This window comes from Streptomyces sp. WM6378, assembly GCF_001279695.1.
GTDB lineage: Bacteria > Actinomycetota > Actinomycetes > Streptomycetales > Streptomycetaceae > Streptomyces.
On the sequence record NZ_LGDD01000106.1, the window covers coordinates 36823 to 51213 of the forward strand.

The 14391-nt window shown below is 71.2% G+C and carries 13 protein-coding genes; 5 read left to right on the forward strand and 8 right to left on the reverse strand.

What is annotated here, in order from left to right:
- Window positions 1-2: 2 nt before the first annotated feature.
- On the reverse strand, window positions 3-971 hold the full coding sequence (locus ADK54_RS11545) for a hypothetical protein (RefSeq protein WP_053725489.1): 969 nt from the start codon (window positions 969-971) through the stop codon (window positions 3-5).
- A 499-nt stretch (window positions 972-1470) separates the two neighbouring features.
- Here ADK54_RS11545 and sepH point away from each other — a divergent pair, with 499 nt between their 5' ends.
- Entirely contained in the window at window positions 1471-2514 is a 1044-nt protein-coding gene (gene sepH / locus ADK54_RS11550; RefSeq protein WP_053725532.1) for a septation protein SepH, read from the forward strand.
- 177 nt (window positions 2515-2691) lie between these two features.
- Here sepH and ADK54_RS11555 read toward each other — a convergent pair whose 3' ends face one another.
- Window positions 2692-3540 carry a sulfurtransferase gene (locus ADK54_RS11555; protein ID WP_053725490.1) on the reverse strand — a complete coding sequence of 283 codons (849 nt, stop codon included), beginning with the start codon at window positions 3538-3540 and terminating at the stop codon, window positions 2692-2694.
- Window positions 3541-3751: 211 nt separating this feature from the next.
- On the opposite strand from ADK54_RS11555, the gene ADK54_RS11560 reads away from it, so the two are divergent.
- Both ADK54_RS11560 and ADK54_RS42640 read left to right on the forward strand, forming a co-directional pair.
- The gene (locus ADK54_RS11560; RefSeq protein WP_053725491.1) at window positions 3752-4525 is read left to right on the forward strand and encodes a VOC family protein; all 774 of its coding nucleotides are present in this window, start codon (window positions 3752-3754) and stop codon (window positions 4523-4525) included.
- 163 nt (window positions 4526-4688) lie between these two features.
- Entirely contained in the window at window positions 4689-5069 is a 381-nt protein-coding gene (locus ADK54_RS42640) for a helix-turn-helix domain-containing protein (RefSeq protein WP_078966309.1), read from the forward strand.
- An 879-nt stretch (window positions 5070-5948) separates the two neighbouring features.
- Here the strand turns inward: ADK54_RS42640 and ADK54_RS11570 are convergent.
- Window positions 5949-6437 carry a tetratricopeptide repeat protein gene (locus ADK54_RS11570; RefSeq protein ID WP_053725492.1) on the reverse strand — a complete coding sequence of 163 codons (489 nt, stop codon included), beginning with the start codon at window positions 6435-6437 and terminating at the stop codon, window positions 5949-5951.
- On the opposite strand from ADK54_RS11570, the gene ADK54_RS11575 reads away from it, so the two are divergent.
- Window positions 6430-7110, forward strand: a complete 681-nt coding sequence (locus tag ADK54_RS11575; RefSeq protein WP_159047730.1) for a hypothetical protein — start codon at window positions 6430-6432, stop codon at window positions 7108-7110. The genes ADK54_RS11570 and ADK54_RS11575 overlap by 8 nt on opposite strands.
- Before the next feature lie 142 nt (window positions 7111-7252).
- On the opposite strand, the gene ADK54_RS11580 is transcribed toward ADK54_RS11575, so the two are convergent.
- The 4 genes from ADK54_RS11580 to ADK54_RS11590 all read right to left on the reverse strand — a co-directional run bounded on the left by ADK54_RS11580 (window position 7253) and on the right by ADK54_RS11590 (window position 10348).
- Window positions 7253-8242, reverse strand: coding sequence for a hypothetical protein (locus ADK54_RS11580; RefSeq protein WP_053725494.1), 990 nt, complete (start codon window positions 8240-8242; stop codon window positions 7253-7255).
- A 299-nt stretch (window positions 8243-8541) separates the two neighbouring features.
- Window positions 8542-8760 (reverse strand): hypothetical protein, encoded by a 219-nt coding sequence (locus tag ADK54_RS45875; RefSeq protein WP_159047731.1) that lies wholly within the window; start codon window positions 8758-8760, stop codon window positions 8542-8544.
- 41 nt (window positions 8761-8801) lie between these two features.
- Entirely contained in the window at window positions 8802-9542 is a 741-nt protein-coding gene (locus ADK54_RS11585) for an SDR family NAD(P)-dependent oxidoreductase (RefSeq protein ID WP_053725495.1), read from the reverse strand.
- Window positions 9543-9709: 167 nt separating this feature from the next.
- Window positions 9710-10348: a thymidine kinase gene (locus ADK54_RS11590; protein WP_053725533.1), complete on the reverse strand. Its 639-nt coding sequence runs from the start codon at window positions 10346-10348 to the stop codon at window positions 9710-9712.
- Window positions 10349-10663: 315 nt separating this feature from the next.
- Between ADK54_RS11590 and ADK54_RS11595 the strand changes: the two genes are divergently transcribed.
- Complete coding sequence (locus ADK54_RS11595; protein ID WP_234392012.1) at window positions 10664-12259, forward strand: translation initiation factor 2; 1596 nt, start codon at window positions 10664-10666, stop codon at window positions 12257-12259.
- Here ADK54_RS11595 and ADK54_RS11600 read toward each other — a convergent pair.
- Complete coding sequence (locus tag ADK54_RS11600) at window positions 12247-14160, reverse strand: NB-ARC domain-containing protein (protein ID WP_234392013.1); 1914 nt, start codon at window positions 14158-14160, stop codon at window positions 12247-12249. The two genes, ADK54_RS11595 and ADK54_RS11600, sit on opposite strands and share 13 nt — an antisense overlap.
- Window positions 14161-14391 lie beyond the last annotated feature (231 nt).

The following is a 14391-nucleotide window of genomic DNA, read 5'->3' on the forward strand; positions in this document are numbered from 1 at the left end:
CGCTACGGGGTGGGGGTGCCGCCGGACTTGCTGTCCGGGGTGGCCGGGTCGCCGGCGTCGCTCCCGGATCCGGCGCCCTTCGAAGTGGACGGAGTGGGCGTCGGAGTCGGCGTCGTACCGCCCGAGCCGGATCCGGAACCGGATCCGGTCCCCGAACCCGAGCCCGAATCCGTGGACTTGGAGGGGGACGGCTCCGGCGACGGACTGTTCGTCGAAGCGTCCCCTCCGGTCGCGCCGCCGCCGCTGGTTCCCGGCGTCGGCGAACCGCCGGTGCCGGGCGAGTGCTTGTGGCCGTCGCCGGTGTCCGAAGGCGCGGACGGCTTCTCCTGCTTCTTGGAGCCGCCGGTGAGCACGGACCCCAGGGTGGTCCCGGTGCCGTTGCCGCCGACCTCACCGCCGGAGAGCAGTTCGTACGTGGTGATGCCGCCCATCGACACGCCGAAGACGACGGCCGCCGCGAGCACCGGCCGCCTCCATCCGCGCAGCCGGGTGCCGTGGACGCTCGCCTCGTTGAACTCCTTCGCGGGGCGGGCCGCGGGCGACAACAGCTGGGTCTCGTCCACCGACCTGAGCGGTTGGGTGCGGTCCGTGTCGGCCCCCGGCAGCATCGCCGTCTCGTCGATCGACTTCAGCAGCTGGGTGCGGTCCACGTCGGCCTGCGGCAGGACCGCGGTCTCGTCCCGCGCCCCCTTGTAAGGGGAGACCACCGGTACCTGGCGCGAGCCGGCCTTGGCCTGGACGGTGACCTCGCGCAGTTGCTCGCCGGTCCGTTTGAAGAAGTGCTGGAAGACAGTGCCGCCGCAGGTGGCGACCACGCTCACGACACCGGCGCCGAGGAACGTGCCGTACACGCCCAGCTGGGAGGCGAGCACCGCGGCGGTGACCGCGGCGAGCGCACTGCCCGCGACCTGAGGCACGCTCAAGTCGATGCGCTTCTTCTCTTCGGTCCCGGTGTCCGACTTGTCACCCATGCCCAGCCTCTGTTCGCCCTTCTGGTCCGTCTTGCACAGAGAAAGGACATTTGAGCGAAAGGAATAGTTCCGTTTCCGTGAATTGTGTGAAGCAGGACACGTGCGGATCACTCGCCAAGGCTTTACAACGGGTCCAACTCCCGTACCCCGCGAGAACTTCGGCGGCGCGCCGGTCCACCCCGGTGGCCCGAATGGAGTACTGTGGCGAGCCCTGGGCCCCGGGTCCCACACGGGTATCCGGGACTTACGGGAGGGGGCCGAACGCGGCACTCGAACCGGCGGCGCCGCGGCTCCGCACGGGCGCCTGCTGCACAGAGTGACCATCCCGGTCACTCTGCGTTGCAAAAAGGTAACCGTGCCATAACGGCGTTCCAGGGCCCATGCCCGACACGCCGGGCAACTCGGCAATGTTGTGGCAGGCTGCACCCGGGCAGGCCACACTCGACTAGCGGAAGCAGCGACGCACGTGACGTCGGCAGGCACCACCCGGGAGGTCCCCATGCCCGAACTGCGTGTCGTGGCCGTCTCCAACGACGGCACACGACTGGTGCTCAAGGCTGCGGACAGCACGGAGTACACGCTTCCGATCGACGAGCGGCTCCGGGCCGCTGTGCGCAACGACCGAGCCCGCCTCGGACAGATCGAGATCGAGGTGGAGAGCCACCTCCGCCCGCGCGACATCCAGGCGCGTATACGAGCCGGTGCCTCCGCCGAGGAGGTCGCCCAGCTCGCCGGCATTCCGGTCGACCGCGTACGCCGTTTCGAAGGCCCCGTCCTCGCCGAGCGCGCCTTCATGGCGGAGCGGGCGCGGAAGACCCCCGTGCGGCGTCCGGGCGAGAACACCGGCCCCCAGCTCGGCGAGGCCGTCCAGGAGCGGCTGCTCCTTCGCGGCGCCGACAAGGACAGCGTCCAGTGGGACTCCTGGCGCCGCGACGACGGCACGTGGGAAGTCCTGCTCGTGTACTTGGTCGCGGGTGAGCCGCACTCCGCGAGCTGGACCTACGACCCGCCGCGCCGACTCGTGCAGGCCGTCGACGACGAGGCCCGCTCGCTCATCGGCGAGTCCGACGACACCATCACCACGGTTCCCGAGCCGAGCTTCCCGTTCGTGCCCCGGATCGCGCGGCTGCCCCGGGACCGGCCCCTGGACCGCGCCCTGGACCGGCAGTTGGAGCGTCCGGCGCCGCCGCCCGAGCCGGTGGCGGACGAGAGCGACTCGCTGACCAGCCTGCTCGAAGCCGTGCCGAGCTTCCGCGGCGACATGGTCGTCCCGGAGCGTCCGACGGCGCCGCCCGAGCCGCCCGAGACCGAACCGGCCGCCGAGCCGGAGATCGAGGAGCCGCCCGCGCCGGCCGCTTCGGCGGGTGCGGGTTCCGCGTACGCGGATGTCCTGATGCCGCGCACGGTGGCCGGTCACCGGGACCGGCTCACCGGGACCACCGATCGGCAGGCCGAGGCGGACGGGGTCCGGCCCGGGCGGCGGGCGGCTGTGCCGAGCTGGGACGAGATCGTGTTCGGGACGCGCAGGAAGAAGCAGGACTAGCTCAAGAAGCAGGACTGAGCGTTCTGCTGGGTGCGGCCTCGGACGCCGGTTGTTCGACTGCGGGTCCGCTGTGGCTGGTCGCGCCCCTAAAGGCATGCAGGAGGGCCGCACCTTGCGTGCGGCCCCCTCAAGGAACGCGCGGGCCCGCACCATGTGTGCGGGCCCTTTCCTTACCCCCTACTGCGGGTCCGGCCCCGTGGCCACCGGCCTCGACTCGTCCGAGGACCACTCCGACCACGAACCGGCGTACAGCGCGGCCGGGATGCCCGCCACCGCCAGGGCCAGCACCTCGTGGGCGCCCGAGACTCCGGAGCCGCAGTACACGCCGACCTCGGTACCCGAGGCGCCAAGGGACTTGAAGCGGGCGGCGAGTTCGTCAGCGGGCAGGAAGCGGCCGTCCGGGCCCACGTTCTCGGTGGTCGGCGCCGAGTGGGCGCCCGGGATGTGGCCGCCGACCCTGTCGATGGGCTCCACGTCGCCTCGGTACCGCTCCCCCGCACGGGCGTCGAGCAGCAGCCCGGAGCGGGCAAGCGCCGCCGCCGCGTCCGCGTCGAGGAGCTTGACGGCTCCCGGCTCGGGCCGGAAGTCGCCCTCGGCGGGGGCGGGGATCTCGGTGGAGAGCTCGCCCGCCCAGGCGGCCAGGCCGCCGTCCAGGACACGGACGTCCTGGTGGCCCGTCCAGCGAAGGAGCCACCAGGCGCGGGCGGCGGCCCAGCCCTGACCGCCGTCGTACACGACGACCGGCGTCCCGGCCGACACGCCCGCGCGGCGCATGACCCGACCGAATTCGGCCACGTCCGGCAGCGGGTGGCGGCCGCCGGATCCGGGCGGACCGGCCAGTTCCGCGTCGAGGTCGACGAACACGGCGCCGGGCAGGTGCCCGGCCTCGTAGGCGGCCCGGCCGTCGAACGCGGGCTCGCCGGACGCCTTCGCCATGCTCAGCTGCCAGCGGATGTCGAGCAGCACCGGCGGGCGCGGCCCGGCCGCCTCGGCCGCGAGTTCGGGTGCGGAGATGATGGCATTCATGGACTCATCCTTGCGCAGAGTCCACCGGGAACGTAACGCCCAGGAAAAGGATGAGAATCCCCAAAACGGGCATCCTCCTGCGGGAACGCGCCAAAAGCGGCGCGGCCGGGGCGCGCTGCGGCGCTGGTGGTGGAAGCATCGGCCCGGGTGCGCGGGTTCCCGAACCGCACCACCGAGCAGCAGTTTGGCGACGGTCGAGGAGAGAGTGACGATGACCCAGTCGGAGACCCGGCGCACACCTGGCACGCCCTGCTGGGTGAGTCTCATGGTGCACGGTCTGGCCGAGACCCAGGAGTTCTACGGAGCACTGTTCGGCTGGGAGTTCCGGCCAGGACCGAACCAGCTCGGCCCGTACGTCCGCGCGTTCCTCGACGGCAAGGAGGTGGCCGGAATCGGCCAGCTGCCGCCCGACCGGCATCTGCCGATCGCCTGGACCACGTATCTCGCGACCGACGACGCGGACGCGACGGGCGAGACGATCCGGCACTGCGGCGGCACCGTCGGCGTCGGCCCGCTGGATGCGGGCGAGGCGGGCCGGATGGCGATCGCCTCGGACCCGGTGGGCGCGGTGTTCGGCATCTGGCAGGCCGGTGATCACGCCGGCTCCGCCGTCGCGGGCGCGCCCGGCACCCCCGCCTGGAACGAACTGGTCACGCGCGAGACCTCGTCGGTCGGCAAGTTCTACCAGGCGCTGTTCGGCTACGACGTGGAGGCCGTCGTGTCGGCCGACTTCGACTACGTGACGCTCCATCTGGAGGGCCGCCCGGTCGCCTCGCTGCACGGCGTGGGCAACGCCCTGCCGCGCGACAAGGGCGCGCACTGGATGACGTACTTCGAGGCCGCCGACGTCGACGAGGCCTCAGTACGGGTCGCCGACCTGGGCGGGCACATCCTTCAGCAGCCGCACGAGGGCGCGAGTGGACGCCTCGCGACGGTCGCCGACCCCGAGGGAGCCGTGTTCACCCTCGTACGATCGAACGGATGAGCCCAACTCCCATGTCCCGTACGTGAGTTGCGGCTGACTGAGCCGGGGCACGCGCGCGGTCCACCGTGGCGTACACAAGACGTACCCATCACCTCCTCGCGCCCGGTTCCGGCCCGCTCGGCCGACGTGTGCTGCGGGACACTGGCCGCCGGGGGGGAACCGCATGGGGGATGCAGGACACTCGGGGGCCCGCAGCGTGCTGGAAGGCACCTTCGCGCTCCTCACCGCGATGGAACGGCTCGGCCAGGCCGGTGTGACCCGCCTCGCCGAGGAGAGCGGACTGCCGAAGGCCACCGCCCACCGGCTGCTCCAGCAGCTGGCGGATCTCGGCGCGGTGGAGCGGCAGCGGCAGAGCCAGTACCGCATGGGCCCGCGGATGTTCCGGCTCGGGCAGGCCTGGCAGCCCTACCCCGGACTCGGCGCGGTCTTCCCGTGGGCCACGGCCGCGGGCAAGCTCCTGGTCGCCGAGGCCCGGCCGAACGGACGCGGTGCGGCAGGCAGGGTGCGCCATCAGTGCCGGACTGCGGGCGGCGCGTTCCGCTGAGCGGAACCGGGCGTGACAGCGGCAGGACCCCGGGGCCAGGCTTCCAATCCGGCGGACCAGCCGCGAGCCGAGGAGAGCCGAAGGGGGAAGGCGATGAGCGGGGGAAGCAGGCCACGGCGGTGGAACTTCCATGTTCTGGCGACCGTGGTGGTGTGGGTCGTGGCGCCCGAGGTGTGGGGCGACCGCGACCGGTCGGGCAGGGGCGGCGCATGACCGGCGCGCCCCGGCCGGGCGGTCCGGCGACTGGCGAACTGGCCCGGCTGCTGCGCTGCAAACGGATCGAGACCGGGCAGTCGATGCGGGTCCTGGCCCACCGGGTCGGCCTGTCCGCGCACAGCCCGATCTCTCCGACTACGAACAGGGCAGGCGGCTGCCGCCGCCGGATCTGGACCGGGCGCTCGAAGCGGCCCTCGACATTCCCGGCGGCACGCTCGCCCGGCTGCGCCGCGAGGCGCTCGCCGAGCCCGGCCAGGCACTGCGCGCGGCGGCACAGCAGCGCCGCGAGGTCCGCGCCGGGCAGCGCGAGCGCCCTGGTCAAGTCGGCCAGGGCGGGCTCGGCGTCCCCCGCGGCCAGCAGGGCGAAGACCCGGTTGTACAGCACGTCCGGGTGCTCGCCGCCCAGTGCGAGGGCCGCCGCCAGATCGGTCACCACCCCCTGCGCGTCGCCCTGCTCGAAGGCGAGCACCGCGCGGTCGGTCAGCGCCGGGACGTCTCCCGGGGCTGCGGCAAGGGCTCGGTCGTAGGCATCGCGCGCCAACTCCGGCTCTCCCAGCGCCTGTTGGGCGAGTCCGGCCAGGTAGAGCAGCCGGGCGTCGTCGCCGTGCAGACCGAGGCCCGCCCGCACGTCGGCCAGCGCCTCCCCCGGCCGGTCCGCCTCGATCAGCAGGGCGATGCGCGCGAGCCGGTTCCCAGCTCGTCCGGCTCCAGTTCGAGGGCGCGGGTGAAATCGGCGCGCGCCCCTTCGACGTCCCCCGCCTCGGCCCGCACGTCGCCCCGGTTGTGGAACAGCTCGGGCATCGGAGCCGAGACCCGCACGACCCGGTCGTACCCGGCGAGCGCCCCCGCCAGGTCACCTCGGCGGCGACAGAGGTTGGCGCGGTCCACGTGGTACTCGACGTAGTACGGGTCCCAGGCGATCAGCTCGGTGAAGTCCGCGTAAGCCTCGTCCAGTCGGCCGAGCGCGTACCGTACCCGGGCGCGGTTGTGCAGGAGCTGGGAGCGGTGCACGACGTAACGGCCGAGCGGCACCAGGGTGCTCGCGGCCTTGGCGGTGAAGTGGCAGTGGTCCTGGGCGTCGGTGTCCGGGTCGCAGAGGGCGCGGCCCCGCATGCCGAGGTCGGCGGTCGCCTCCGAGTAGCCGATGGCCACGCAGAGTTTCGAGGGCGGCGCGCAGGGCCCGGCGGCCCTCGCCGTGCGGATCGGCCCCCCGCTCGCGGTGGTTGGGGATCGCACCGAGCAGCAGGCCACGGTCGGGGCGGGCCTCCAGTTCGGCGGCGCGCTCGTCGTGCAGCGCGGCCCGCGTCGCCTCGGGGAGCGCGCGGTAGGCCGCGTACGCCTCGGGGTCGTCGCTGGTGCAGTCCGTCCAGACGTAGCCGCGGGCGTCGAGCACAGGGCCGCCGGGGGCTTGCGCCACCGGAACGCTTTCGGTGAACTCCCGCAGGATTTCGGTCAGTTCAGTGGTCAACGGCCCATCGGCTCCGGCGACCGCGACCCTCAGGACGCGAGGGTCGGCGCGCCGCACGAGCAGCGCCAGGAACTCCTGCTCGGTGGTGGAAGCGGCGTGCACGTCGTCGAAGGCGAGGGTGAGCGGCGGGCCCTGGCAGTGGCGGGCGTGGGCGAGCAGGAAGTCGATGATCCCGTGGCTGGTGGCCCGGATCAGGCGCTCGGCGAAGTACCGGGTGCGCTCCTCGTGCGGGGTGTCGTTCACCAGCGAGGGCGGCGGCGGGCCGATGCGGCCTGCCAGTTCGGGGACGAGGTAGAGCAGGGCGGCCCGGTGCTCGTCAACCAGTTCCGGCCGGATGCCCAGGCCTCGGGCACGTAGCGGTGCAGCAGCGCGGTGAGCGCCGTGCACGGGCCGCGCAGCCACCGGTGACAGGTGGTGGTGAACTCGAAGGGGCCGGCGGCTTCGAGCGCGGCCCGGCGATCGGCGCTGCGGGCGCCGGTGATCCGGAGGTGGCGAGCGGTCATGACGGGGCTCCACGGGAAGTACGGCGACGACGGAGGTGGACCCGCACGGCCAGCCAGGCCCAGAAGGCGATCTGCACGATGTTGAGCGCGGCGAACACCAGGCTGTCCCAGAACGGCAGTCCGTTGCCCGCCGAGGAGATCCCGTCCGCGAGCAGCCGTACGGTCTGCACGAAGAGCGGCACGAACACCAGCGGCGCCATGGCGAGCAGCACGGCCACCCCGACGATGAAGAACGGGGCGTACCAGCGGGCGACGGCGAGGTCGCGCCGGGTCCACTGGGACAGGTCGATGCGCGCCGGGCGCCCGATGACGCGGCGCAGCCGGTTCAGGACGAGGGCGCGGGTCGCGGCGGGCAGGTCGTGGCGGCCCAGCGCGGTGGCGAAGACGTAGTAGACGTCCGTCTCCAGGAACAGGAAGAGCGGGTAGCCGTAGCGGATGAGGATCGGGCACGCCATCGCGAGCAGCAGCCGCCCCGCCACCGGCTCCGTGCCGTCGGACGCGCGCAGCGCGAAGGCGACGAGGCCGAGGGTGCTGACCACCACCAGGTCGACCAGCTTGCCGGCGAGGAACGGCAGGTACCGCTTGCGCCGCTCGACGGTGAGCAGGCCGTTCATCCGGGTTTCGAAGACCACGACGTAGAGGCGCGTCCCCATGCCGAGTTCGCGGGGCAGCCCGAGCCGGCGCCCGGCCAGGACGTGGAACGCCTCGTGCAGGCCGCCGAACGGCAACTGCCGGAATACCACGACGAGTTGGACCAGGAGCAGCGAGTCGATGTAGAAGACCTGGCCGGGGTGGGGCGCGAGATCGGGCGTGGTGGCGATGACGGCGAGCCAGGCGGCTACGAGCAGCCCGTAGCAGCAGAGCGCGGGGCGCGAGAACAGGACCTGGGCCAGGCGCTGGAAGCGGACCTCGGGCGCGGCCTCCTGAGCCTCGTCCGCGCCACGCACGAAGCCGAGTGCGCCGATGGTGTCGAGGAAGTCGGCCATGTGCCGGCTGTTCCCCGTAGCGCTCGGCGTACCAGACGGCGGCCTGCGCGGGCGTCTGCCCCTCGGTCATCCGCCGCAGCGCGGCGGCCCCGTCGGGTGGCAGGACGGCGAAGTCGTCGGTGTCGGGCCGCCCCACCAGGACGTCCTCGCCGGCGGGAACGAAACTCGGGCGGTGGAAGGAGACAGGACTGTCGAGGAGCACGGGACGCCTCCCGGTAGGTGTAAGGGATGGGGACGGGGCCCGCGCCCCTTGGTGAAGGCGCGGGCCCCGCTGCGCACACGTCGCTGGAGCGTGCCGGTCAGAAGGCGAAGATGTTGTAGTGCGTCTGGCACGGCGCGGTCAGGCGGATGGAACCGGTCTTGCGCACGACGATCTTCTTCATGGTGTCCTCCTTGAAGGGAGTCGGCCGCTGTGGCGGCGACAGCCCAAGGAGTACAAGGGCTCGGGTGGTCGTGGTGTTCGGGCGAACCCATGCGGAACAGGCCCGTACCGGTTGGGCGCCAGTCGCCGAACGCACTTGATTCCAGGGCGAGTTGAGAGGGGTGGCTCGCGCTGGACTCAGACCAGATGCCGTCCGCCGTCGACCATCAGCACGGAGCCGGTGGTGTACTCGGCGTGCGCGAGGCCGAAGACCGCCTCGGCGACGTCTTCGGGCGAACCGACCCTGCGCAGCGGGGTGTTGGCGGTGATCCAGTCCCGCGAGCCCTCCCACACCTCGGGGGCGTCGTCGTACCACGGCGTGTCCACGAGCCCGGGCGCGACCGCGTTCACCCGGATCTCGGGGCCGAACGTCGCCCCGCACAGCCGGGTGAGGTGGTCGACGGCCGCCTTGCTGACGGCGTACGGGATCGAGCTGCCCATGGCCCGACTGCCCGACACGGACGAGATGTTGACGATCGAGCCGGATCCGGTGGCCTTGAGGTGCGGCTCGGCCGCCTTCATCATGTGCCAGGTTCCGATGACGTTGACGTCGAAGATCTCCCGCCAGACCGACTGGTCGACCGCCTCGATGTCGTCGAGCGGGATGAACCGGGTGAGCCCGGCGTTGTTCACCAGGACGTCGAGCCGGCCGAACTCCTCAACGGTCGCCTCGACCAGGCGCCGCGCGTCCGCCGGGTCGGAGACATCGCCCTGCACGTAGATGGCCCGGGGCAGCTCGGCGGCCAGCTCTTGGCCGGCCTTGACGGACGCCGTCGAGTTGATGACCACGCACATTCCGGCATCGGCCATACGGCGGGCGACCGCGGCACCGATTCCCGATGACGAGCCGGTGATCAGTGCGACACGAGCGTCGTTCACGCATACCTCCACAGGTCACAAGCGGGGGCAGACGTGATGTCTTCAGGCCACCCGTTCGCATCCGGAATCGCCTGACGCCCCCGCGACATGATCCCGAGGATAGCATCTAGTGGAATTTCATTTCCGCATTGTGGAATTAAGGGAAGTGCGCTCACCCGGCCGGTCGATCAGGGCGTCGCGACGGGCAGCACGTCCGGCGACAGGGCCGCCGCCCGCGCCGAGGCGCTCGTCATCCGGCGGCGGTGGTGGCGCCGGCACAGGACCTCGTAGCCGATCTCGTCCTGCGACTGGTTGACGTCGCCGACGACGACCTGGGCACCCTCGACGACCATCCGGCCGCCGATGGTGCGGGCGTTGTGGGTGGCGCGGGCCCCGCACCAGCACAGCGCCTCGACCTGGAGCACCTCGACCCGGTCGGCGAGTTCGACGAGCCGCTGCGAGCCGGGGAACAGCTTGGAGCGGAAGTCGGTGGTGATGCCGAAGGCGAAGACGTCGAGTTCCAGATCGTCCACGACCCGCGCGAGCTGGTCGATCTGCTCGGGCGCGAGGAACTGGGCCTCGTCCGCGATGACGTAGTCGCAGCGGCCGCCCTTGGAGAGGTGGGCGACGAGGTAGGCGTAGAAGTCGAAGCCGTCGGCGGCCTCCACCGCGTCGGTCACCAGGCCGAGCCGGGACGACAGCTTGCCCTCGCCGGCCCGGTCGTCACGGGTGAAGATCATGCCCTGCAGGCCGCGCGCGGAGCGGTTGTGCTCGATCTGAAGAGCGAGGGTGCTCTTTCTTGACCATCCACCAACTCGCGCGGAGATAGCATCGCCGCCTGGCACCGTGCCCTCAGTCTGTTGGGCCAGCCGCGGGACACAGCACACCTCATCAGGCCGACCACAGCGAAGCCGGATCCTGGCGTTGCGCCGCCGGTACGATCAACGGTATGCCGCCAGAGGCCCTTGACGATTTCGCCCCGTCCGCCAGGAACAACGTTCCCCTTAGTAGCTTTTCAGCTAGAATTGATGATTTGCGGGCAGCGGGCAGCGGGCAGCGGGCAGCGGGCAGCGGGCAGCGGGCAGCGGGCAGCGGGCAGCGGGCAGCTGGCAGTCCTCGTCGCCGTTCGTTCCGCGGGGGCTTTGCACCGCCTTCTCGACGTACTGCCCGTCTTCGATGGCGACAAGCGCATCGCCGTCAAGTTCACCCTGGTACCGGGATCTGCGTTCGACGTGGGCGCCCTCGCGGCATTGGAACATTCCGGCGCCCGAACGCTCACCTGGGACGAAGCTCATAGCCGCGAGCACGACCTGATCCTGACCGCCAGCCCGAAGGGACCTCTGCGGGCGCTGTCCGGGCCCCGGGTAGTCCTGCCGCACGGCGCCGGCTTCAATAAGGCGGTCAGCGGCGACGGTTCACCGCAGCTCCCGTCCGGACTCGATCCGTATTACCTCCTCGCCCAAGGTGAACCCTGGGCCGACCTCCATGCGCTGGCGCACGGCGACCAACTCGCCCGCCTCACCAAGTACTGCCCTCCCGCCGCCGCTCAGGCGACGGTGGTAGGCGACCCAACCCTGGACCGGCTGCTCGGCTCGCTCGCCCACCGGGAGAGCTACCGTTCGGCCCTCGGCACGGGCAGGCGACGCCTCATCGCCCTCACGTCCACATGGGGGTCTGAATCCCTGCTCGCCCAGCGGCCGGAGTTGCCGGGCGAACTCATCGGCCTGCTCCCCCACGACGCGTACCAGATCGCGTTGATCCTCCATCCCAACGAGTACAGCCGGACGGGCTCGTTCGACCTCTCCCGCCAGCTCGCTCCCGCCCTGGCAGCAGGCCTGGTGTTGCCCGGTCCGTACGAGGAATGGGCCGCCCTTCTGGTCGCGGCCGATGCCGTGGTCACCGATCACGGCTCCACCGCCCTCTACGCGGCCGCTCTGGGCCTCGCGGTCATCGGCGCGTACGACGGCGGGAACGAGCTGATCCCAGGTAGCCCCATGGCGGAGGTACTCGCGCGGGCGCCCAGGCTTTCCGAGGCCGCCGAGCTGCCGGGTACTCTCCAGGCTGCCGCGACCCACGACGCCGGCGGCCTCGCAAGCGCTGCTTTCGCCCACCAGGGTCAAGCCCTGCCGCGGCTCCGCCGCGAGCTCTATCGACTGCTGGGACTACGGCCACCCTCCATTCCAGTGGCGCCGCGCCCCCTCCCGCGGCCAGTAGTCGTGCCGCCACGGCCTGCCGCTTTCGCGGTACGGGCCGACGTATCCGGGAACCTGATCACCATCTCGCGGTTCCCCCCGTCCACCTCCGAGGCTGCGCACCATCTGGCGGCCGAACACCCGGAGGCCGATCAGCGCCACTTGCAAAGCGCGTCGGTGCTGTGGTGCCGAGCCCGATCCGTCTCCCCCGCTCCACACACCAGCGCCTGGACAGCGGCGGGCTGGACTGCCCGCGCCCTGGACGAGGCTCCCGGCTGCCGGACCGCAGCTGCAATCCTCACCCCCGAGCGGTGCCTGATCAGGCACCGCTCGGCGGGACTGCTCAGTGTCCGGATCGAGCCGTGCAGAGCCTCCGGACGTGTCCTGCGCTCCGATCCGGCGGCCGTGGTCTCAGCGGTCCACTCATGGCTGGGCGCCAACGAGCGGTGGACACCTCCAGTGCCGCTCGTGTGTGACACCGGACCGTTCAGTGTCCGTATCCACCTGGACCGGGCTGACGAGGAAGACCTCGGTTATGAGCTCTGATCGTCGCTGGGCACTGCACCGGAGCGCGTAGCCAGCAGCCGCGCCGCGGTCCGGTGCTGCTCCGCTTCCGTAACCTCACCCAGGTCGTCCGCAAGGGCGGCCAGTTCCTCCAGGACGCGCACTTCATCGGCGGTGGACCCTCGCTGACGGGCATTGTCCAGTGCCGCTCGCACCAGACCGGCCGCTTCTGCTGCCCGGCCTGCACGCCTCAGCGCACGGCCGAGTTCGAATCCGGTCCGCGCCGTCATCCGCTCACGTTCCTGCTCCCGCGCCATGCTGTGGGCCTCGCTCAGGAGGACGACCGCCTGTCCGTGCTCGCCCTGGCACAGCGCCGTGCGACCCAGCAAGTAGGTCTGGAGCAGGACTCCGTACGCGTTGCCGATCCCCACGTGTACTCGACTGGCCTCCTCGAAGTTCGAGGCGGCTCCCGCCCAATCTCCCTTAGCGGACTTCAACAGGCCCTGGAACTCCACTGCCGACGCCTTCAGCTTCCGGTCCCGCGTGGATTCACCCAGAGCTTCGGAGGCACTCAGCGCCTGCCGCAAGTGTGCCTCGGCCTCGTCGTAACGCTCTTGCTCCCACAGCGGTCTGGCCAGCTGGCACCGCATCCGAACCATCGCCGGCAGGTATTCCAGGCGATCGGCAGCTACCACTCCGATGTGGAAGGCATCTGTCACGTCCCCATAGTGCGGGTGGTCGAGGAAGTGAGTCCACAAGGGTTCGCACAGAGCCCACGCGTCCTCGTACTCCCCTGCCTCGAAGGCGAGCCGGACACAGGCAAACAGAGCGAGCCGCTGCGACTCCAGCCACCTCAGAGCCGCCGTCTTGCCGCCGAAATCGATGTCGGGTACGTCCCCGCTCGGTGGGCCGGGCAGGTCGGCGAAGGTCATGCGCGGGCCGGCACCCAGCAGATCTGCCCGCGCCGACTGGCGCCGGTACCAGCGAATGAGCCGACGGAGTGCCTCTGTACGGTCCGCTCCTTCGGGATCGGCCTGGCGTGCACGGCGGTCGGCATGCCCGCGCAGCAGGTCGTGCATCCGGTATCCCTCGGCCCGGTTCTCCAGGAGGCCGGCCGACTCCAACTCCTCCAGCGCGTCCTCGGCCGGCACCAGTCCACCCCCGAGGATCGCCGCGGCGGCCGGAGCGGTGACGGCAGGGGCGGGAAACAGCGACAGCAGGCAGTAGAGCCGTGCGGACTCCGGCCCGAGTCCTGTGTACGCGGCGTCCCACACCGCCTCCACCATGGGGATGCCCCTCTCGTACAGCTCCGCGGTCAGCTCGGCGACCAGCCGGGACAGACTGCGCCGGCGGTACTTGCGGATCCACTGGCCTGCCACGTGGAGCGCGGCCGGCAGTCCCCCGCAGCCACGGGCCAACTCCGCAACAGCCTCCGGCTCCGCCGACAGCCGGGGATCGTCCACGACGCGCCCGAGCAGTCGGACAGCATCGTCCACCGCCAGGAAGTCGACGGGCACCTCGACCGCCGCAACACCGTGGAGGTCGTACAGCGAACCTTGGCTGTTCACGATGACGAGACTCCCGGCGGACGCCGGAAGGAGCGGTACGGCTTCCGCTCCATACCGCGCGTTGTCGACGACCACGATGAGCCGCTTGTCCCGGGTACGTGTCCAGTACTGCTTCGAACGGCCCGCGAAGGACCGCTCCAACCACTCCGGCGCGACCCCAAGCCCGCTCAGCAACTCCGCGACGGCGTCCGCCACCTCCACCGCTCCGTCCCGGCGCAGGTCGTCCAGATCTACGTACAGGATCCCGTCCGGATACCTTTCGCTGAGTTGACGGGCCACGTGGAACCCCAGAGCGGTCTTGCCGATCCCGCCGATCCCGGTCAACCCGACTACCAGCGGCCCGGTGTGGCCCGAGTGGCTCTCGGCAGCCCGCATGATCCGTTCCTGTTCCGCCTGCCGGTTCTCGAAGTGCACGATTGCGGGCGGCAGCTGAAAGGGCACTGGCTGAGCCGGAAACGTCACCCCATGCAGGTGCTGATGCAACTCACCGATACGGCCGGCCTGGACAACCACCTCGGCACATCCGTCCAGCCTGTTGTACGTCTCCTCAGCCATCCCCCAACGGTACGTTCCGCAAGGCGGGATGGGTGGAAGGACCACTGAATC